Annotated in this window: 16 protein-coding genes; 8 read left to right on the top strand and 8 right to left on the bottom strand. The window is 73.9% G+C overall.

Features of this window, described 5'->3' with window-relative positions:
• The first annotated feature begins 2 nt into the window (after nucleotides 1-2).
• Together AQI95_RS19070 and AQI95_RS19065 are read left to right on the top strand one after the other, a co-directional pair.
• Nucleotides 3-983: a helix-turn-helix transcriptional regulator gene (locus tag AQI95_RS19070; protein ID WP_067124538.1), complete on the top strand. Its 981-nt coding sequence runs from the start codon at nucleotides 3-5 to the stop codon at nucleotides 981-983.
• Nucleotides 984-1,064: 81 nt separating this feature from the next.
• Entirely contained in the window at nucleotides 1,065-1,547 is a 483-nt protein-coding gene (locus tag AQI95_RS19065; protein WP_067124535.1) for a DUF456 domain-containing protein, read from the top strand.
• 25 nt (nucleotides 1,548-1,572) lie between these two features.
• Here the strand turns inward: AQI95_RS19065 and AQI95_RS19060 are convergent, their stop codons facing one another.
• The 6 genes from AQI95_RS19060 to AQI95_RS19035 all read right to left on the bottom strand — a co-directional run bounded on the left by AQI95_RS19060 (nucleotide 1,573) and on the right by AQI95_RS19035 (nucleotide 9,687).
• Nucleotides 1,573-2,766 (bottom strand): SGNH/GDSL hydrolase family protein, encoded by a 1,194-nt coding sequence (locus tag AQI95_RS19060; protein WP_067124532.1) that lies wholly within the window; start codon nucleotides 2,764-2,766, stop codon nucleotides 1,573-1,575.
• A gap of 236 nt (nucleotides 2,767-3,002) precedes the next feature.
• Nucleotides 3,003-4,424, bottom strand: a complete 1,422-nt coding sequence (locus AQI95_RS19055; protein WP_208614222.1) for an AlkA N-terminal domain-containing protein — start codon at nucleotides 4,422-4,424, stop codon at nucleotides 3,003-3,005.
• 89 nt (nucleotides 4,425-4,513) lie between these two features.
• Nucleotides 4,514-5,608 carry a ribosome small subunit-dependent GTPase A gene (gene rsgA / locus AQI95_RS19050; RefSeq protein WP_067124526.1) on the bottom strand — a complete coding sequence of 365 codons (1,095 nt, stop codon included), beginning with the start codon at nucleotides 5,606-5,608 and terminating at the stop codon, nucleotides 4,514-4,516.
• A gap of 250 nt (nucleotides 5,609-5,858) precedes the next feature.
• Nucleotides 5,859-7,373 carry a cellulose-binding domain-containing protein gene (locus AQI95_RS19045; protein ID WP_067124523.1) on the bottom strand — a complete coding sequence of 505 codons (1,515 nt, stop codon included), beginning with the start codon at nucleotides 7,371-7,373 and terminating at the stop codon, nucleotides 5,859-5,861.
• Nucleotides 7,374-7,610: 237 nt separating this feature from the next.
• Complete coding sequence (locus AQI95_RS19040) at nucleotides 7,611-8,954, bottom strand: radical SAM protein (RefSeq protein WP_067124521.1); 1,344 nt, start codon at nucleotides 8,952-8,954, stop codon at nucleotides 7,611-7,613.
• A gap of 58 nt (nucleotides 8,955-9,012) precedes the next feature.
• Entirely contained in the window at nucleotides 9,013-9,687 is a 675-nt protein-coding gene (locus tag AQI95_RS19035) for a pyridoxamine 5'-phosphate oxidase family protein (protein ID WP_067124519.1), read from the bottom strand.
• Nucleotides 9,688-9,844: 157 nt separating this feature from the next.
• On the opposite strand from AQI95_RS19035, the gene AQI95_RS19030 reads away from it, so the two are divergent.
• From AQI95_RS19030 to AQI95_RS19015, 4 genes are all read left to right on the top strand, one after another.
• On the top strand, nucleotides 9,845-11,107 hold the full coding sequence (locus AQI95_RS19030; RefSeq protein WP_067124517.1) for an FAD-binding protein: 1,263 nt from the start codon (nucleotides 9,845-9,847) through the stop codon (nucleotides 11,105-11,107).
• Between the two features lie 142 nt (nucleotides 11,108-11,249).
• On the top strand, nucleotides 11,250-12,506 hold the full coding sequence (locus AQI95_RS19025) for an ROK family transcriptional regulator (protein ID WP_067124515.1): 1,257 nt from the start codon (nucleotides 11,250-11,252) through the stop codon (nucleotides 12,504-12,506).
• Nucleotides 12,507-12,517: 11 nt separating this feature from the next.
• Nucleotides 12,518-14,029 carry a glycoside hydrolase gene (locus AQI95_RS19020; protein WP_079071355.1) on the top strand — a complete coding sequence of 504 codons (1,512 nt, stop codon included), beginning with the start codon at nucleotides 12,518-12,520 and terminating at the stop codon, nucleotides 14,027-14,029.
• Between the two features lie 12 nt (nucleotides 14,030-14,041).
• Nucleotides 14,042-16,948 carry a glycoside hydrolase family 2 TIM barrel-domain containing protein gene (locus AQI95_RS19015; RefSeq protein ID WP_067124513.1) on the top strand — a complete coding sequence of 969 codons (2,907 nt, stop codon included), beginning with the start codon at nucleotides 14,042-14,044 and terminating at the stop codon, nucleotides 16,946-16,948.
• A gap of 20 nt (nucleotides 16,949-16,968) precedes the next feature.
• On the opposite strand, the gene AQI95_RS19010 is transcribed toward AQI95_RS19015, so the two are convergent.
• Entirely contained in the window at nucleotides 16,969-18,225 is a 1,257-nt protein-coding gene (locus AQI95_RS19010; protein ID WP_067124511.1) for an MFS transporter, read from the bottom strand.
• A 122-nt stretch (nucleotides 18,226-18,347) separates the two neighbouring features.
• Between AQI95_RS19010 and AQI95_RS19005 the strand changes: the two genes are divergently transcribed.
• Both AQI95_RS19005 and AQI95_RS19000 read left to right on the top strand, forming a co-directional pair.
• A complete protein-coding gene (locus AQI95_RS19005; RefSeq protein WP_067124509.1) occupies nucleotides 18,348-18,941 on the top strand; it encodes a TetR/AcrR family transcriptional regulator in 594 nt (197 codons plus the stop codon).
• Nucleotides 18,938-19,684, top strand: a complete 747-nt coding sequence (locus tag AQI95_RS19000) for an alpha/beta fold hydrolase (RefSeq protein ID WP_067124507.1) — start codon at nucleotides 18,938-18,940, stop codon at nucleotides 19,682-19,684. Before AQI95_RS19005 ends, AQI95_RS19000 begins: the two co-directional genes overlap by 4 nt.
• On the opposite strand, the gene AQI95_RS18995 is transcribed toward AQI95_RS19000, so the two are convergent.
• Complete coding sequence (locus AQI95_RS18995; protein WP_067124505.1) at nucleotides 19,618-20,427, bottom strand: isocitrate lyase/PEP mutase family protein; 810 nt, start codon at nucleotides 20,425-20,427, stop codon at nucleotides 19,618-19,620. The genes AQI95_RS19000 and AQI95_RS18995 overlap by 67 nt on opposite strands.
• Between the last annotated feature and the right edge of the window lie 101 nt (nucleotides 20,428-20,528).

Here is a 20,528-nt window from a genome sequence, read left to right as displayed (position 1 = left end):
CGATGCTGGCAGCGATAGGGCTGGACGAGACGCATGAGGCGGCGTACCGGGCGCTGGTGTCCGTGGGCGCGGCCGACGTGTCCGATCTGGCGCGGCGCCTGACGCTGTCCGAGCCGGACGCCGAGCGGGCGCTGCGCCGGCTGGAGGGGCACGGGCTCGCCGCCCAGTCCCCGGCCCGGCCGGGCCGCTGGGTGGCGGCGCCGCCCGGGGTGGCGCTGGGCGCGCTGCTCACCCAGCAGCGGCACGAGCTGGAGAAGGCGGAGCTGGCGGCGGCACTGCTCGCGGAGGAGTACCGGGCGGCCGCGGCCGAGCCGGCCGTGCACGACCTGGTGGAGGTGGTGACCGGTTCCTCGGCGGTCGCCCAGCGCTTTCTGCAGCTGCAGCTGGGGGCCGCCGAGGAGGTGTGCGCACTGGTGACCGGCAGTCCGGTGGTCGTGTCCGGCGTGGAGAACGAGGCGGAGGAGCAGGCCACCGGACGCGGGGTGCGCTACCGGGTGGTGGTGGAGCGTACGGTGCTGGACCTGCCGCACGGGCTGACCGAGCTGGCCGCGGCGCTCGGCCGGGACGAGCAGGTGCGGGTGGTGGACCGGGTGCCGACGAAGCTGGTGATCGCCGACCGTTCGCTCGCGATGGTGCCGCTGACGTCGAGGACGGCGGAGCCGGCGGCGCTGGTGGTGCATGCCAGCGGGCTGCTGGAGCTGCTGGCCGGGCTGTTCGAGTCGGTGTGGCGGGAGGCGCTGCCGCTGCGGCTGGGCGCGGCGGGGGTGGCCGAGGAGCGGCCGGACGGCCCGGACGCCACCGATCTGGAGGTGCTGTCGCTGCTGCTGGCCGGCCTGACCGACGTGAGCGTCGCCAAACAGCTGGATCTGGGCCTGCGGACCGTGCAGCGCCGGGTGCGGCGACTGATGGAGCTGGCCGGGGTGACGACCCGGCTCCAGCTGGGCTGGCACGCGTACGAGCGGGGCTGGGTCACCCGCTCGTAGCCGCCCGCCCGTGTCCGGGCGTACGCCGGCCTGTTCCGTCACGGGACTGCCGTTTCAGGGCTTCTCCGGCACTCTGGGCAGATGGGAGTGTGGGAACTCCTGCTGGTCGGCGTGGTGATCGTGCTCGGCCTGTGCGGGGTGCTGGTGCCCGGGGTGCCGGGGTCGTGGCTGGTGTGGTCCGGGGTGCTGTGGTGGGCGCTGACGGATCCACGGCCGCTGGCCTGGGCGGTGCTGGTGGGCGCCACCGCGGTCCTGCTGCTGTCGCTGGCGGTGCGCACGGCGCTGCCGCCGCGCCGGCTGCGGCAGAGCGGAGCCACCCCGGGGATGGCGGTGTACGCGGGTGCGGGGGCGCTCCTCGGCTTCGTGCTGCTGCCGGTGCTGGGCGCGCTGCCGGGGTTCATGGCCGGGATCTATCTGCACGAGCGGCTGCGCCTCGGCCGCCGTGGCGAGGCGATGGCCGCGCTGCGCACCGCGATGCGCTCGGGCGGCTCCGGCGTGCTGGCGGAACTGTTCGCCTGTCTGCTGATCGCCGGGGCCTGGCTGGGAGCGGTGCTGTGGGGTTGAGCCGCCACCGGGCCCCGGCCGGCCGTCAACCCGCCACCGCGAGTGCCCCGCGCACCGTGTCCGCGATCTTCGCCATACCCGTGTCGTTGAAGTGCAGATGGTCACCGGGGTCGTACCGGGGCAGCAGGCGGGTGGGGTCGGCCGGGTCGCGCAGGGCGGTGTCGGCGTCGGCCACCGCGTCGAAGGCGCCGCCCGTGCGGATGAACGCGTTCACCCGCTGCCGTACCGCCTCCCGGGCGGCGGTGTAGGCGGAGAAGCCGCGGTACGGGGTGAGGGTGACGCCGACGACCCGGACACCCCGGGCGTGGGCGCGGGCGACGAGCGCGCGGTAGGCGTCGGCGTAGGCGGTGGTGTCGTCGGCCGTCGGTGTGCCCTTGATGTCGTTGATGCCCTCCAGGACGACCAGGACCCGTACCCCGGCCCGGTCCAGGGCGTCGGCGTCCAGACGGGCGAGGGCGTTGGGTCCCGTGCCGTCGTGCAGCAGGCGGTTTCCGGAGATTCCCGCGTTGAGGACGCCGAGCCGGGCGGCGCGCAGCCGGTCGGCGAGCCGGTCGGGCCAGCGGTGGTTGGCGTCGGGGGTGGAACCGTTCCCGTCGGTGAGGGAGTCGCCGAACGCGACGATGCTGCCCGCGGTGTCGCCGAGGACGTCGACGCCGGTGACGTAGTACCAGCGGTTGGCAGTGGTGGTGTAGGCGGCGCCGACCTCGTCGGCGGCCCGGCCCGCGCCGGCCGGGGCGATGTAGTTGGTCTGCAGGGCGGTCTGGTGGACGGTCGCGGGGCCGTCGTTGCCAGGCGTGTAGACGGTGACGAGGAGGTCGGCGGCGGCCGGGACCGACAGCGGCAGCGGGTCGGTGACCGCGTCCTGGCCGGGCGGGACGGTGGCGGTCGGGGCGCCCTGGAAGGTGGCGGTGCGCACGGTGCCGGGTACGGCGTCCGGGCCGGCCGCCCGGCGCAGCGCGACGGTGACCGCGCCGAGCCGCAGCGGCGCGGTGCCGAAGCGGTTGCTGAGCCGGATGCGCACGGCCGTGCCGCCGACGCTGAGGTGGACGACGTTGCGGACGGCGGCGCCGGGCAGCGCGGCGGCGGTTCCCGACGGCGCGGTCTCCCAGCTGCCGGTCCACGGCACCGGCACCGGCGCCGGCGCCGCGACCGCCGGTGTGGTCGTGCCCGGCAGCATCGCCAGCAACAGCACCGCGAGGACCCGTCTGACCTCGGCCATCTCCGCACCCGCCCTTCCCCGTCGCTCGTCGGAGCAGACCGTGCCACACGGTCGGGCCGCGCCACCGCACCTTCGGCTGGGGTCCACCCGCTCGGCCCAACCGAGAGGGGAGAGCGGCCCGGGGCGAGGACCCGAGGGGCGGGGCGGACGGGCGACGGGCGGGCGGCCGGACCGGCGGAGAGCGGATGGCCGCACCGGCGGAGAGCGGACAACCGCGGCTGCGCCCGCCTACCCGGTCATCGACCCGTCCGCGTCAACTCCCCTGCGACGCGCAGATGCTGGACGGCGTAGGAGCGCCAGGGCCGCCAGCCGTCGGGCAGGTCCGCGCCGGGCGGGGCGACGTCCGGGTCGCCGAGGGTGCGCACGCGCAGTACGGCGACGGTGGCCGGGTCCATTCCGGGCAGGGCGAGCAGGGCCCGCTGTGCCTCGTCCCGGTCGGCGCCCGGGTCCAGCCGTACGGTGCCGTCGGCGAGGGCCGCGGCCAGCGCGCCCAGCGGGCCGTCCGGCTCGGCCGCGGCGAGGGCGGCGGGCTCGGGAAAGAGATGGGTGAGGGTGCCGCAGGGCGCGTCGAGCACCTTGCCGCACCGGCGCACCAGTTCCTCCGCGCCGTCCCGTCCCACCAGCGCGCGGACGGCGGGCTCCAGCGGATCCACGGCGCCGGGCGAGCGCAGTCCGGGCCGGGCGGCGACCAGCGGCGCGAGTCGGGGGTCGGCGCCGAGCCGCTCGTCCACGGCGTACGGGTCCGCGTCGAGGTCGAACAGGCGCCGCAGCCGCTGGACGGCCGTGGTGAGGTCCCGGGGGTCGGTGAGATGCAGCCGCGCGTCCAGCCAGCCGCCGGGGCGGGTGCCGGTGCTGGTCCGCACGGGCCGGGTCCGCTCCCGGGCGGCGACGATTCCGGTGCCGTAAGGCAGCCGCAGCGTGCGCCGGTAGGTGCGGCCGCCGGGCGTGCCGGAGACCTCCTCGACGCCGCTCACCGCCTCCTCGGCGAGCTGGTCGAAGACGGCGGCGGCCTGGTAGGGGCCGCGGTAGGCGAGCCGCAGCGGTATCCCGGCGCCCGGGGCGGCCCGATGGCCGCCGCGCCCCCGAGCGGCGCCCCGGCCGCCGGGAGCGGCGGCCCGCACCTCGGTGGGCGTCGAGGCGTAGACCTCCCGGACCGTGTCGTTGAACTGGCGCACGCTGGCGAACCCGGACGCGAACGCGATCTCGGTGACCGGAAGGTCGGTGGTCTGCAGCAGCACCCGCGCGGTGTGCGCACGCTGGGCACGGGCGAGGGCCACGGGCCCGGCGCCGAGTTCCGCGGTGAGCTGTCGCTGGACCTGCCGGGCGCTGTAGCCGAGCCGCGCGGCGAGCCCGGCGACGCCCTCGCGGTCCACGACGCCGTCGGCGATCAGCCGCACGGCCCGCCCGACGGCGTCCGCCCGTACGTTCCACTCCGCCGAGCCGGGCACGGCGTCGGGCCGGCACCGCCGGCAGGCTCGGAACCCCGAGCCCTGCGCGGCGGCGGCCGTCGGGAAGAACCGCACGTTGTGCCGTTTCGGCGTCACCGCCGGGCAGCTGGGCCGGCAGTAGATCCCGGTGGTCTCGACGGCGAAGAAGAACTCCCCGTCGAACCGCCCGTCCCTGCTGCGCACCGCCTCGTACCTGGTGTCCTCGTCCATCACGTGTTCCAGTGTGGGACGCCGGACGAGGCCGGGCCAGCGGAAATCGGACACGCAACTGACCCGGGCTTCGAGGACCTGCTGGAGGCCTACTGAAGACGCCCTCGCTTCAGCTCCATCGCGGCCCTCCCCTCGGCGCCCTTCCTCCTCCAGTCCCGCCGCAGCTCGGCACGGACCCGCGCGTCGGTCTTGGCGACGATCCACTGGTTCTCCCGCACCAGCTTGCGGTAGCTCTCCAGCCGTCGCTGCGGCAGCTCTCCGTTCTCGACGGCGGAGCGCACCGCGCAGCCCGGCTCGCTCTCGTGGGCGCAGTCGTGGAAGCGGCACTGTTCGGCCAGTTCCTCGATCTCGGAGAAGACCTGGCCGACGCCGCCCTCGGCGTCGTACAGGCCCACGCCCCGCAGTCCGGGTGTGTCGATGAGCACCCCGCCCGACGGCAGGGTCAGCAGATTGCGTGTGGTCGTGGTGTGCCGGCCCTTGCCGTCGACGTCCCGCGCGGCCTGGACGTCCATGACGTCCGCGCCGACAAGGGCGTTGGCCAGCGTGGACTTGCCCGCGCCGGACTGGCCGAGGAGCACGGACGTACCGGAGCCGACGAGTGCGACGAGGACGTCGAGGCCCTCGCCGTGCAGGGCGCTGACGGTGAGCACGGGCACGCCGGGCGCGCTCGTCTCGACGTCCTGCACCAGATGGGCGAGGGTGACCGGGTCCGGCACGAGGTCGGCCTTGGTGAGGACGACGACGGGCTGGGCGCCGGACTCCCAGGCCAGGGCGAGGAAGCGTTCGATGCGGCCGAGGTCGATGTCGAGGGCGAGCGAGACGGCGACGACGGCGTGGTCGACGTTGGCGGCGAGGATCTGCCCGTCGGACCGCTTGGAGGAGGTGGAGCGCACGAAGGCGGTGCGGCGCGGCAGATACGCGCGGACGTAGCGCGGGTCGCCGTCGGGGTCGACGGCGACCCAGTCCCCCGTGCACACGACCTTCATCGGGTCACGGGGCACGACGAACTCGGTGTCGGCGCGGACGATTCCGTCCGCGGTGACGACGTCGCACTGGCCGCGGTCGACCCGGATCACCCGGCCGGGCAGCAGCCCGTCGGCGGCGTGGAGGGCGAACGCGTCGGCCCAGTCCTCGTCCCAGCCGTAGGGAGTCAGTGCGGAGAACACAGCAGAGGTGGAAGTCAAGGGAGACCCTTCACAAGGGTGGCCCCGGGCAGGCGCGTTGGCGCGGTCGGTTCAGCCGGTGGCCACGGAGGTGGACTTGAGGAGTTCCTGGATGAGGGCAGCGCCCAGCACAGTGACAGCCATCGGTCGACACCTCCTCGACTCGCGCGTGATCCGCGCACACCACCTCGGCGTGCCCGCCAACTGTAGCCCGCCGGCGGGGCCGTGCGTCAAAGCGTTTTCCGTACGGTGTGTCTTCGGTACGGCGCGCTCAGTCGGCCGCGCAGGACGCCCCGTCGAGCGTGAAGTCGTGCGGTGCCCGGTTGCGGCCCTGCCGGGTGCCGATGAAGCCGAAGGTCAGGGTGCCGTGCGCGGCGACGGCCTTGTCGTAGTCGGTGGCGGTGGCGGTGACGTCGGGGCCGTCCTGATGGACGGTGGCGTCCCACATCTGGCCGACCCGCTGGCCGTCGCGGAAGGACCAGGACACCTTCCAGTCGGTGAGCGGCCGGTCGGTGGTGACGGTGACGGTGGCCTGGAAGCCGTCGGGCCACTCGTCGACGAGGTCGTAGGCGGCCCGGCAGGTCGCGGCGGGCGAGGCGGTGGTGCGGCCGGGGCCCGGCTCGGGCGTGGCCGAGGAGGTGCCCTGCGGCTCGGGGTCGGTGTTCCTGCGGCCGGAGCCGGCCGTCGTACGGGCCGCGGAGGGGGTGGCGGCGGGTGCCGTCGGCGAGGCGGGTCGAGTGGTGGTGCGGGGGGCGCCCGGGTCGGCGGCGGGCCGGCCGACGTCGCGGACGGCGGTGTCGTCGCGAACGGCGGTGTCGTCGCGGACGGCCGCCGTGTCCTGGCCGGAGCCGCCGAACGGCATCATCGACACGCCGAGCGCCAGCACCGACAGCAGCACGGCGGCGCCGAGCAGCCCGCCGCGCAGCACGCGGCTTCGGCCGGTGCCCTCCTCCGGTTCGCCGGGGCCGGGGGCGGTGCGGGCGGGGCGGCCCGCGCCGAGGCGGACCTCGGCGGCGCGGCGCCGGCGTTCCAGGTAGGCGAGGCCGCCCCAGCCGATCACCCCGCCGGCCAGCGCGGCGGGCAGCCCGCCGCCGTGCAGGCGCAGACAGGCGGCGGCCTCGGCGCACGGTACGCAGGTCGCGAGGTGCTGGGAGAGGTCGTCGGGGGTGTCGGTGGCGGGCGAGCGGGTGACCGCGTCCAGCAGCCGGGCGTAGGAGCGGCACGGCCCGTCCAGCGGGCTGTCGAGATGGGCGCGGTGGCAGCGGTCCCGGAACAGGGTGCGCACCTGGGCGAGTTCGTCGGCGGCGACGGCCGGGTCCAGGCCGAGCCGGCGGGCGACGGCGGGCAGGGGCAGCGCCTCCACCTCGGTCAGCCACAGCAGTGCGGCATCGGCCTCCTGCAGGTCCCTGAGGCCGCGCAGCGCGACCGGACGCTCCAGGGGCCGGCCCGTGTAGCGGGCGGAGTTGCCGGAGTTGAGCCACAGTCGCAGGTCGGGGTCGAGCGTGTGCCCCCGCCCGTCGGCCTCCCAGGCGGCGGCGGTGTCGCGTACGGCGGTGAGCAGCGCCGGGATCGTGGGCAGCCGCGGGGTGCGGCGGCCCGCGCCGCGCACATGGGTGCGTGCGGCGGCGCGGACCTCGCGCATGCCGAGCGTGAAGGCCTCGGTCGCCAGTTGATGGGCCGTCAGGGACCCGGAGGTGCACAGGTCCGCGTAGCTGAGCACCGCGTCCCAGCCTTCCGAGAACAGCGCGGTCTCGGTGGCGTCCTTGGGGGTCGGCAGGTCGGGCATGGGACTCCTGCATCCACGAGCGAGGTCAACTCACCACAGAGGGAAGGGAGTTACAGGGAACCTCGCGGCAGGGCACCGAGCCTTTCACGTCCTCGACACAACTGACAAGCGCCCTGCTCACATCCGGTTACCGTTGGTGGCGAGGCGGATGCGTGACGCGACGATCCCGCTCCTTCGGCCTTCCGTACGGACGCGGACGCCGTCCGTCTCACCGCCGGGCCGGCCCGGTGCGTGGGATCACACCTCGGCCGCCGCCGCTGCGGTGTCCGCCGCCGGTTCACCGGCGGGCAGGCTGTCCATGAAGGAGCTGACGGAGAAGACCGCGCGGCCGGGCCCGGGCGGGCCGTAACCGGGCGGGGAGGAGAGCCCGAAGTCGTCCATGGTCTGGCGGTAGGCCTGGAGCAGCCGGATGTGGTACTCCAGCGGCGCGCCCTGCGGGTTGGCCTTGCCGAGCGGCGTGGTGGGCTCCGGGCACCAGGTGGTGAACCGGGGGGTGATGCCGTGCGACATGAAGAAGCGCAGGCCCTCGGTGGTGGAGGCGATGGCCTCGTCGACCGTCGCGAAGCCGAACGGCTCCGCCATCTCCACGCCCGCCACGAAGTTGGGGATCACATTGCGCGCGCCGAAGATCTCCGCGGAGTCGAGGATGCGCTTGTGCCACTCGTCACGGCCGACGTAGCGCTCCTTGCCGGGGCAGTACAGCTCGAACAGCCGGCGGTCCCACACCTCGAAGTTGGGGTGGTAGATCTGCACTCCGTAGTCCTTGAACCGCTGCACGTCGTCACGCGGCAGCGCCTGGGCGACGACCTTGCCGATCCAGCGGCCCGGGAAGCGTTCCTCGATGGCCTTGGCATAGTGGCCGTAGAAGTCGGCCTCGTCGCGCCCGGCGACGGTCTTGGTGATCGCGCCGCCGGTCAGCGTGTACGCCGTGGAGGCCTTCTGGGTGTCGTACCGGTCGATGATCTCGAGGGCCTCCAGCACCTCCTCGACGTCCTTCACCCCGGTGTAGGGCCGCCCGGCCGCCTTGTGCTGGCGCCAGTTGTGGTTGATGTCGCAGTACTGGCACTCCTCCTTGGCGCCGAAGTACTGGCAGACCCGGAAGACGGTGAGGTAGATCAGATAGCCCCACTGGATGGTCGGGGCGACCTCCATCACGGACTTCCCGTTGGAGAGGGTGTGCCGGTAGTACTCGGGCATGGGCGGCACGCCGACGTCGGCGATGCGCTTCCCGTCGAGGTAGAGCCCGAGCAGCCCCTCGTCGTCGGCGGCCACGCGGTACGGCGAGGCCGGATTCACCCGTACGGAGACGACGGTGCGGCGCAGGCCGTACGGCCCCCCGGTGAGGATGATCTCCTCCGGCGGGCGCCTGAGCGCCGCCTCGCCCAGCTCGGGCAGGGTGCCGTGGTCGAAGGAGAAGATGAAGTACGACTTCGGCTTCACCTCGCCGTTCTCGTTGTCGCTGAGGGCGGACGGGTCGAAGGCGACGCCGCCGCGAAGCAGGTCCTCCTTGAAGACCGCCTCCCGTGGCACCTGCGGGAAACGCTCCATCAGATCCTCGACCAGCGCGGTACGACTGCCCATCCGTATGTCTCCTCCCGGCTCAGGCGTACGGCTCACACCGTATGCCCCCGCCCGCGGCTCAGCCGTGCCGGGTCCCCGCCCGGCGGGCGAGGTGTTCCGGTACGGCGATCCCGGCGGGCAGCGCCGGGTCGGGCTGCGGGGCGCCCCAGGCCGTGGTCAACGGCAGAACGCCGGCCCACAGGCCGAGGGCCGCGTCGGGCCCGTCGCCGTCCTCCGGGGCGCCGGTGCGGATCTTGACGGAGGCCTCCTCCAGAGAGAGGGCGAGGAGGGTGGTGGCGGCCAGTTCCTTGCGGCTGGGGCGGCGGGCGTACGACCACTGGCCGGGCGCGGAGTGCTCGGTGAGCAGGCGCAGGCCCGCCAGCTTCTCCTCGGGGTCGGTGACCTTGCGGGCGGTGCCGTGGATCATGGCGCTGCGGTAGTTGACGCCGTGCTCGAAGACGGACCGGGCGAGCACCAGCCCGTCCACGTGGGTGACGGTCACGCACACCGGGGTGTCGCCGGCGAGGCTGCGGCTGGCCACGGAGCCGTGCAGATACAGCCGGCGCTCGTCCCGCCCGTACACCGTCGGCACGACGAGGGGCCGCCCGTCGACCAGCACGCCGAGATGGCAGACGAAGGAGGCGTCGAGAATCGCCTCCAGCGCCGCCCGCTCCAGGCTGCCCTGCTCGCGCAGCCGGCGGTGACGGGTGCGGTCGGTGACGGGCAGCTCGGCGGGAAGCGGTTCCTGAGTCATGCACCGAAAGGTACCGATATCGCAGCGGTGATGCTAGAGAGTTTTCGAATACGTCGATCCAAGTCATCGAAACAACGAAATCCGCACACGGCCTCGCTGGTGCGGCGTGACGGATGAGAAGGTCGAAGCAGACGGACTCTCCGGGAGGGACGCACGGATGACAGGGACGGCCGGGACCGCCGGGGCGGTCACCAACTGGGCGCGCACCCTCACGTACACCGCGCGCGCGTTCCACCGTCCGGCGACGCTCGACGCGCTCGCGGCGGTGGTGGCGGGCAGTGCGCGGGTGCGGGTCCTGGGCAGCGGGCACTCCTTCAGCCGGATCGCCGACCCGGGCCCGCAGGGGGTGCTGGTCTCCACCGCCGGGCTGCCGCCGGTGATCGAGGTCGACACGGCCGCGCGCACGGTCCGGGTGTCCGGCGGGGTGCGCTACGCCGAACTGGCCCGCGGGGTCCACGCGCGGGGGCTCGCCCTGCCCAACATGGCGTCCCTGCCGCACATCTCGGTGGCCGGTTCGGTGGCGACCGGCACCCATGGCTCGGGCGTCGGCAACGGACCGCTGGCCTCGGCCGTCCGGGAGCTGGAGCTGCTCCTCGCGGACGGCTCGACGGTGCGGATCGGCCGGGGCGAGGCGCGGTTCGACGGCGCCGTGACCTCGCTCGGCGCGCTCGGCGTCGTCACCGCGCTCACGCTCGACCTGGAGCCGGCGTACGAGGTGGAGCAGCACGTGTTCACCGAACTCCCGCTGGACGGGCTGGACTTCACCGCCGTGTCGGCCGCCGGGTACAGCGTGAGCCTGTTCACCGACTGGCGGGAGCCGGTCCTGAGGCATGTGTGGGTCAAGCGGCGCACCGACGGGCCGGCGGTCCGCTTCCCGTGGGCGGCGCCCGCCCGGGTGCCGGTGCACCCGGTGCCGGGGATGCCGGCGACCCACTGCACCGAGCAGCTGGGCGTGCCGGGACCGTGGCACGAGCGACTGCCGCACTTCCGGGCGGAGTTCACGCCGAGCAGCGGGGCGGAGATCCAGTCGGAGTACCTGCTGCCGCGACCGGCGGCCGTCGATGCGCTGCGTGCGGTCGACGGCATCCGGTCGGCGGTCGCCGGGGTCCTGCAGACCTGTGAGGTGCGTACGGTCGCCGCCGACCCGCAGTGGCTCAGCCCGGCCCACGCGCGGGACTCGGTGGCGCTGCACTTCACCTGGGTGCCGGACGAGGCGGCCGTCCTGCCGGTGGTGCGCCGGCTGGAGGAGGCACTGGCTCCGTTCGATCCGCGTCCGCACTGGGGGAAGGTGTACGCGATGCCGCCGGCGGTCGTCCGTGGACGGTACGCGCGCCTCGCCGACTTCCGGGAGCTGGTCGGCTCCCTGGATCCGGGCGGCAAGTTCACCAACGCCTTCGTCCGGGACCTGCTGGCCGACTGACGGCCGCCGCCCCGGTCGGCACGGACTTTCCACAGCCCCTTTCCTAACCCCTTGTCGAAAGGCTCGCCCAGCCCATAGCCTGGCGCCCGCGCCGGTGCCCGATGTCATTCCGGCCTGGACGCAACGGGAGGGACCGGCCCCGGTGAAGCGCACATCACGTGACATCCGCACCGCGAACCGCTACGAGGTGCTGCGGCAGATCATCGCCGAGTCCCCCACCTCCCGGCAGGAGCTTGCCGCCGCCACGGGGCTGAGCCTCGCGACGGTGGCGACGCTGGTCGGCGAGCTGCTGGAGCTGCGCATGATCACCGAGGTCGGGTTCGAGGACTCGGCCGGCGGCCGGCCCCGGGGCCTGGTGGCCGTCAACGCCTCGGGGGGCGCGCTGATCGGCGTCGACATCGCGGAGACCTACGTCCATGTCGAGCTGTTCGACCTGGCGCTGAACGTGCTGGCCCGCGCCGACGAGGAGATGTGGCCCGGCGAGAGCCGCCCGGAGCAGGTGGTCGGCCACGTCGCCGCCGCCGTCGGCGCGGTGGTGGCTCAGGCCGGCGTCGAGGCGGCCCGGGTGCTGGGCGTCGGGGTGAGCGTGCCGGGCCAGGTGGACCGGGACACCGGCGTCGCCGAGTACGCGCCCAACTTGGACTGGCACGAGGTACCGCTGCTCGAACTGCTCGCCGAACACATCGCGCATCCGCTGTACCTGGACAATCCGCTGCGCGCGGGCGCGGTGGCCGAGCTGTGGTTCGGGGCGGCGCGGGGACGCGGGGACGCGGTCGTGGTCAACCTGGGCACGGGCGTCGGCGCCGGTCTCGCTCTCGGCGGGGGCCTGCACCGGGGCGTGAGCAACAGCGCCGGCGAGTGGGGCCACACCACGCTGGTGCTGGACGGGCGGCTGTGCCACTGCGGCAACCACGGCTGCGTCGAGACGTACGTCGGCGCGCCGGGCATCATGCAGAACCTGCGCGAACTGAGCCCGCGCAGCGCCCTGTTGCACCCCGAAGACCAGACGGCCACCGTCGACGCGCTGGCCCGCGCGGTGCACACGGGCGACCCGGTCGCCCTCAAGGTGGTCCAGGACACCGCGCGCTACCTGGGCGCCGGGATCTCCGACCTGATCAATCTGCTCAACCCCGAAGTGGTCGTGCTCAGCAGCTGGGTCGCGGCACGGCTCGGTGAGCCGCTGCTCGACGAGGTCCGCCGCGCCGTCGCCCGGCACGCGCTGCGCCGCCCGCTGGCCGCCACCGAGATCGTCCTCTCCCCGATCCCCACCGACCCGGTGTGCCTCGGCGCGGCCACGTTCGCCCTGGAAGGGGTGCTGCAGTCCGTCGGGCAGCGGCAGGCCGGCACCGCCAAGCGCATCACCGCCCCCGCAAGGAGCCGTACCGCACCGCCTTCATGACGACGGAAGGGATGCACGTGTCTCACCCCCGCTCTCACCCCCGCAAGAGATTCCCGCTGCCGGCGGCCGCCGCCGCACTGGCCGTCACCGGAGCCCTCCTCGTCTCCCCGCCCGCGAGCGCGGGCGCCGCCCCGCCCGCCGCCGAGGTCTCCCCGCACGCCGCCCAGACCATCGACGACATCGGCGCGTCCGGCGCCTGGTGGGTCAATGACCTCCAGCACTTCGACCCGAAGGTCCAGGCCCGGGTCGCCCGGCTCCTCTTCTCCCGGCAGGGGCTGGACCTCAGCGCGTACCGCTACAACATCGGCGGCGGGGGTGTCGGGGTCACCACCCCGGCCCGCGCCGCCGAGGACTTCGCCCGGGCCGACGGCTCCTACGACTGGAGCAAGGACGACGGCGGCCGGACCTTCCTGCGCTACGCGGCGCGGTACGGCGTGCGGGACCTGATCGGCTTCGTCAACAGCGCACCGGCCCGGTGGACCACCAACGGCAAGAGCTGCGGGGGCCAGTTGAAGGCGGAGCACGAGAAGGACTTCGCGGCCTACCTGGCCGACGTGACCGATCACTTCGCGCGCCAGGGCGTACGGCTCGACTACATCAGCCCCTTCAACGAGCCGGACAACAGCTTCGCCGACTGCGGCCAGGAGGGCATGCCGGTACCGGTCGACCAGCGCGACGACATCGTGCGCGCGCTGGGTGCCGAGCAGCGGGCCCGGCACCAGAAGACGTCGGTCATCGCCGACGAGTCCAGCAGGACCACGCAGTTCACCAGCGAAGTGCCCCGGTGGATCGACCAGCCCGGCACCGCGCGCTACGTCTCCAAGCTGGCCCACCACACGTACGACGACCCCGACGACATCCAGCTCGGCAAGGTGCACGAGACGGCGGAGTCGGTCGGCAAGGCGTCCTGGGCCACCGAGATCTGCTGCTTCGGCAAGGGCTCCACGGGCTGGAACCAGGAGTACGACCCGACCATCGACAACGCCCTGCTGATGTCGCGGATCGTCTACAAGGACCTCGCCGTCTCGCACGACTCGGCGTTCCAGTGGTGGGTGGCGCTCGCCGACGGATACGGCGACGACCCGACCACCAGGAACGACCAGGGCTGGAACGACGGCCTGATCTACTACGACCCCGACTACGCGACGAACGGCGACCAGAAGCTGTACTTCACCAAGCGGTACTACGCGCTGGGCCAGTACAGCAGGTTCGTCCGGCCGGGCTCCGTCGCGCACGACGTGACCGGTGCGCCGCAGGGCGTGGAGGTGTCGTCGTACCAGCGCGGCGGGCAGTGGGTGATCGTGGTGAACAACCACAACACCACCGACACGGCGCTGGACCTGCACTTCGACGGCGAGGCGCCGGTGCGGGCCACACAGGCGGTGCGGACCTCGGCCGACGAGGACTGGGCGAAGGTCGCGGAACCGGCCGTCAGCGACGGCACCGTGTCCACCACCCTTGCCGCCCGCTCGATCACGACATACGTCCTGGATCGTTCCGGATCCGCCGGTATCAAAGGCTGAGCTAGGAGACCGATGTCCTTCCGCACCCACACCGTCACCGAGTACGTCGAGGACGTCTCGCCGGGCTCCGGGGCACTGCCACCACGGGCCTGGTACGCGTCCTCGGACGCCCCGTCCCTGTCCCTGAACGGAATCTGGCGGTTCCGGCCGTCGCCGACGGCCGACGCCGAGGACGACTCCTTCGCCGCCCAGGGCTACGACGCCGCTGACTGGGCCCAGCTCCCGGTCCCCGGCCACTGGGTCCTGCAGGGGCACGGCTCCCCGATCTACACCAACCACCTCTACCCCTTCCCGGTCGACCCGCCGCGGGTGCCGACCGAGAACCCGACCGGCGACCATCTGCGCGTCTTCGATCTGCCCGAGGACTGGCCGGACCTCGCCGAGGGCGGTGCGGTGCTCCGCTTCGACGGGGTGGAGTCCTGCGCCCGGGTATGGCTGAACGGCGCGGACCTCGGCACGTTCAAGGGCTCCCGGCTGCCGCACGAGTTCGCGGTCGGCCCTCTCCTGAAGCCGGCCGGCAACGTGCTGGCGGTCCGGGTGCACCAGTGGTCGGCCGGTTCCTATCTGGAGGACCAGGACCAGTGGTGGCTGCCGGGCATCTTCCGTGACGTCACCCTGCTGCACCGCCCGGCGGGGGCCGCCCTCGACTTCTTCGTGCACGCCTCCTACGACCATCGCGCCGGCACCGGCACCCTGCGCGTCGACTCCGACGTGGACGGCCGGATCACCGTGTCCGAGCTGGGCATCGACATCGCCACCGGCGAGAGCGCGACCGTGCCGGTCGAGCCGTGGTCGGCGGAGACGCCGAGGCTGTACGAGGGCACGCTCGCCACCGCGGGCGAACGGGTGCCGCTGCGCATCGGTTTCCGCACCGTGGAGCTGTCGGACGGGCTGATCGAGGTGAACGGCACGCCCGTGCTGTTCAAGGGCGTCAACCGGCACGAATGGCATCCGGAGAAGGGGCGCGCGCTGGACCTCGCGACCATGCGCGAGGACGTGCTGCTGATGAAACGGCACAACATCAACGCCGTCCGCACCTCCCACTACCCGCCGCACCCGGCCTTCCTCGACCTGTGCGACGAGTACGGCCTGTGGGTCATCGACGAGTGCGACCTGGAGACCCACGGTTTCACCGAGCAGGGCTGGCGGGACAACCCCGTCGACGACGACCGCTGGACCCCGGCCCTGCTGGACCGGGCGTCCCGCATGGTCGAGCGGGACAAGAACCACCCGTCGGTCGTGGTCTGGTCCCTGGGCAACGAGGCCGGCACCGGCCGGGGGCTGACCGCGATGGCCGAGTGGATCAAGGGCCGGGACTCCTCCCGCCTCCTCCACTACGAGGGCGACCCCACCTGCCGTGACACCGACATGTACTCGCGGATGTACGCCGACCACGCCGAGGTCGAGCGGATCGGCCGCGCCCTGGACGGCGGCGGCCTCAAGCGCCGTCGGCTCCCCTTCATCCTCTGCGAGTACGCCCACGCCATGGGCAACGGCCCCGGCGGACTCGCCGACTACCAGCGGCTGTTCGAGACGTACGACCGGCTGCAGGGCGCCTTCGTCTGGGAGTGGATCGACCACGGCATCGCCCATCCGGAGCTGGGCTTCGCCTACGGCGGTGACTTCGGCGAGGAACTGCACGACGGCAACTTCGTCTGCGACGGACTGCTGTTCCCGGACCGCCGGCCCTCCCCCGGCCTGGTCGAGTACAAGAAGGTGATCGAACCGGTCGGCATCGCCGGTGACTGCGGCGAGAGCACCGTCCGCATCACCAACAAGCAGGACTTCGCCGGCCTGTCGGCGCTGGCGTTCTCGTGGGCGTACGAGGTCGACGGGGAGCCGGTGGATTCCGGCGACCTGCCGGTGCCGGCGCTGGCGCCCGGCGAGTCCGCCGAGGTCAAGCTGCCCGCGCCGCCGGCCGGGGCGCCGACCGGTGAGGCCCGCTGGACGGTCCGGGCGGCCCTCGCGGCGGACACCCCGTGGGCGCCCGGGGACCACGTCGTCGCCTGGGGCCAGGTCCCGGTGTCGCGGCGTCGGGTGCCGTCGGTCGCGGCGACCGCGCGCCCGGTGCCCGGCGACGGGGTGATCAGCCTCGGCCCCGGCACCTTCGACGCCCGCACCGGCGCCCTGACGGCCGTCGGCGACGTGCCCGTCTCCGCGCTGCGCCTGGACGTGTGGCGGGCGACCACCGACAACGACGACGGCGCCCCCTGGCAGCCCGATCAGCGCTACGGGCTGCTGTGGCGCAAGCTCGGCCTGCACCGCATGCGGCACCGACTGGACGCGGTGGAGACCGGCGAGCACACCCTGACGGTCCGCACCCGCGTGGCGCCGGCCGCCCGGGGGCTGGGGCTGCTGACCGAGTACCGCTGGCTGTCGGACGGAGACCGGCTGCGGCTGACCGTGTCCACCGTCCCGGAGGGTGACTGGACGGTCCCGCTGCCCCGGCTCGGCATCCGCTTCGCCCTGTCCGCGGCCGATGGTGTGCGGTGGTTCGGCGGCGGCCCCGGCGAGGCGTATCCGGACACCAAGGCGGCGTCGGCGATCGGCCGTTGGCGGTCGACCGTGGACGAGCTGCAGACGCCCTACGTCCGCCCCCAGGAGAACGGCGCCCGTGGCGACGTCCGCTGGGCGGAGCTGGGCGGCCTGCGCGTCGAGGGCGACCCGGCGTTCTGGCTGACCGCCCGCCGCTGGACCACCGAGCAACTGGACGCCGCCACCCATCGGAGCGACCTCGTCCCCGGTCCGGCCTCCGGCAGCGGCTCCGCCGCGGCGGTCTGGGTCAACCTGGACCACGGCCAGCACGGCATCGGCTCCCAGTCCTGCGGCCCGGGCCCGCTGCCCCGGTACCGCCTGCGGGTCGAACCGGCGGAGTTCTCCTTCGTGTTCTCCACCGTCGCCGACCCGGGGAGCGGCTGACGGACAGGATCTGACGCCCGTCAGGCTCTGCGGATCGGTGTGACGAGGGCGATGAGGGCGAGCAGGGCGCAGGTGACGCCCGCGGTCAGGGCGGCCGGTGTCGTGCCCCAGCGTGCGGCGGCCCAGGTGAGCAGGGCGGCGCCGACGGGGGCGGCGGAGTACTGCAGGGTCCAGTAGGCGGAGGTGACCCGGCCCAGCAGATGCTCGGGGGTGACCTCCTGGCGCAGGGACATCGAGCAGGTGCCCGCGATGCCGACACCGGCCAGGAAGCCTGCGGCGAGTACGGCGACCCCGGGCACGCTGCCGACCCGGCCGAGGGCGGCACAGGTCAGCCCGCAGAGCGCGACCGCGCCGATCCAGGCGGTGCCGAAGCCGAGCACGCGGCGGATGCGGGCGACGAGCAGGGACCCGGCGACGGTGCCGAGCGCGCCGGCCGCCATGACGGTGCCGACCGTGCCGTCGCCGTGCCCGAGGTCGTGCTTGAGGTGGTAGATGATCAGGTCGTTCAGGCCGAGAGTGAGGAAACTGAAGCCGAACAGCAGGGCGGTGAGCGAGCGCAGCAGGGGGTGCCGGTAGAGGAAGGCGACCCCGGTGCGCAGATCCTGCCGGACGGTGCCGCGGCCGGAGGCGGGGGTGTCGTCACCGGCCCGGGCGCGCAGCCGTACCCGGCGCAGGCACGCGGCGGAGGCGGCGAAGCCGGCCGCGTCGACGGCCACGGCGGCGGCCGGCCCGGTCCAGGCGGCCACGAGCCCCGCGCACAGCGGCCCGAGCACGCCGGCGGCCGCCGCCGTGGCGTTGAGCAGGCCGTTGGCCTCGGTGAGCCGGCCGGTGCCGACCAGCGCGCGGACGACGGTGACATAGCCGACGGCGAAGAACATGCCGACGGCCTCGCAGAGCGGCAGCACCGTGTACAGCAGCCAGACGCGCGGGCCGAAGGCCCACACGAGCGGGATCAGGCCGTACAGGACCATGCGCACGAGGTCGCAGGTGACGAGGAGCCTGCGCCGGTCCACGCGGTCCACCACGGTGCCGGCGAAGACGGCGGCGAGGACGGCGGCGGCCCCGCCGACGGCGGTGAGCAGGCCCATGCGCGCCACGGATCCGGTGGCCTCCAGCACCAGCAGAGGCAGGGCGATCAGGGCGAAGGAGTCGCCGAGGACGGAGAGCGTCTGGGCACCCCAGAACACGGCGAAGTCCCGCTGCCGCCACAGTGGTCGAGCAGCCGCACCCCCGTCCGCGGCACTGCTGCGGCTCCCCTCGTGCGTCTCGCCGTCCACGGCTCCCCCTTCCGAGACCCGGTCACCCTACCCAACCGTCCGAGAGGCCCGCCTCGGATCAGATTCCTGGTATACCTAGGCTGAAACCTAGAGAGTCTAGGAATGGAGAAGGGCAGGCTCCCATGGCCCGAGCGGGTCTCACCACGGACCGTGTCGTCGCGGCCGCCGCCGAACTCGCCGACGAGGCGGGCTTCGAGCACGTCACCCTGACCGCGCTGGCCCGCCGCTTCGGCGTGAAGGACGCCAGCCTGTACTCGCACGTCCGAGGCCTTGCGGACCTGCGCACCCGGCTCGCGCTGTATGCGGGCGGTGAGCTGATCGACCGGATCGCGTGGGCCGTGGCCGGCCGCGCGGGCAAGGACGCGCTGACCGCCTTCGCCGGCGCCTACCGCGCCTACGCAATGGAGCACCCCGGCCGGTACGCGGCCACCCAGATCCGCATCGACCAGTCCCTGATCGCCGCATCGCCCCAGATGCGCCGCACCGCCGAGATCACCTACGGCATGCTGCGCGCCTACGGCCTGCGGGAACCCGACCTGACCGACGCCGTACGCCTGCTGCGCAGCACCTTCCACGGCTACTGCGCCCTGGAGTCCGCCGGCGGCTTCGGCGCGGACCGGGCCGTACAGGCCTCCTGGGACAAGGCGATCGACGCCCTGCACCTGGCCCTCACCCACTGGCCCCGCGAGGCCCGACCCGACGGAGACGACCGATGACCGACGCCCCCGCCCCCGGCCCCACACCCACCAGTGCCCCCGCCTACGACGTCACCGGCAGCGGTCCCGTGCTGCTGGTGCTGCCGGGCGGCGCCGGACATCCGATGGGCCTGGGACCGCTGACCGAGCGGCTGTCCGCACACTTCACCGTGGTGACCTACGACCCGCTCGGCCTCGCCCACGGCCGGCTCGGCCTGCCGGTCCCCGAGCAGCGCGTGACGGACTGGAGCGAGGGCGCGCACCGGGTGCTGGAGGCGGTGCTTCCGGCGGGCGGGAGCGCGTATGTGCTCGGGACCAGTTCCGGTGCGATCGCCGCCCTGGATCTGCTCGCCCGGCACCCCGGGCGGCTGGCGCACGTGGTCGCGCACGAGGCGCCGTGCGTGACGGTGCTGCCGGACGGGCGGGAGCGGCGGGAGGAGCTGATCGGGCAGCTGGACGGGCCCGTACGCCCGCCCGCGCAGGGCGAGTCGGCCACCGCGTTCGGGGTCTTCCTGGCGTGCGTGCTGCGCCCGTTCACGTCGTACCTGCCGTCCTTCACCGCTCCCCCGGGTGGCCTCACGCTCGGCGCCGGCGTCGACTCGCGCGGCCAGGTGCTGCACCGGACGGCGGCGGCGCTCGCCGCGGGGCTGGGCGGTGCGTTCGTGGAGTTCCCGGGCGGGCACCTGGGCACGGTGGATCACCCGGTGGCGTTCGCCGACCTGCTCACCGACACGCTGCGCTCCAGTGCGCGGACCTCGGCGTAGCCGGGCGTGGTGCCGCCCGGGGTGCGTCCGGCGGCGATGTCGGCCACCGCGTCCAGGGCCGCGCCGAGCGCCCGCCGGTACAGCAGCGAGCCGAGGCTGATCCGGCGGACGCCGAGGCCGGCCAGCTGGGCGAGGGTGGGTCCGGCGGGCGAGTAGAGGATGTTGAGGGGGACGTCGAGCCGCCGGACGAGCGCCGCGATCCGCGCGGGGTCGGCCAGTCCGGGCACGAACACCCCGTCGGCACCTGCCTGCTGGTAGGCGTCGAGCCGCCGCAGGGTGTCCCGCTCGCCACCGTCGCCGGACCAGTACGTGTCGGTGCGGGCGTTGACGAACAGGCCGGGTACGGCCGCCTTGACGGCGACGATCTTCGCCGCGAGCCGGCCGCTCGGCCCCAGCCCGTCCTCCAGGTTGATCCCGACCGCCCCCAGTGCCCACAACTGCCGTGCCAGCTCCGCCACTTCACCGGGATCCCGGCTGAAGCCGCCCTCGGCGTCGACCGAGAGCAGATACGGCTCCGAGCCGAGGGTCAGGGCGAGGCTCAGCGTCTGCTCCCGAGTGGCACCCTCGCCGTCGGGCAGGCCGACGGCCGCCGCCACGGCGAGGCTCGTCGTACCGATCGCGGGGAAGCCCCGGGCGGCGAGCCCGGCCGCCGAGGCGTGGTCCCAGGCGTTGGGCAACAGCAAGGGCTCGCCGGGCCGGTGGTGGAGACCGGCGAACGTCGTCATCGTGGACTGAGCGGTCATACGGCCACGCTAGGCACCGGACACTTCGGCACCCACCGAACGATGCACGCCGCCACCGCCCGGGCACGGCGACCGACACGGCCGATCTGTAGGCCGGGGTG

It is taken from the genome of Streptomyces yokosukanensis, from assembly GCF_001514035.1.
GTDB lineage: Bacteria > Actinomycetota > Actinomycetes > Streptomycetales > Streptomycetaceae > Streptomyces > Streptomyces yokosukanensis.
The sequence above is the reverse complement of the archived record's forward strand: the minus strand, read 5'-3'. Positions and strand labels throughout refer to the sequence as shown.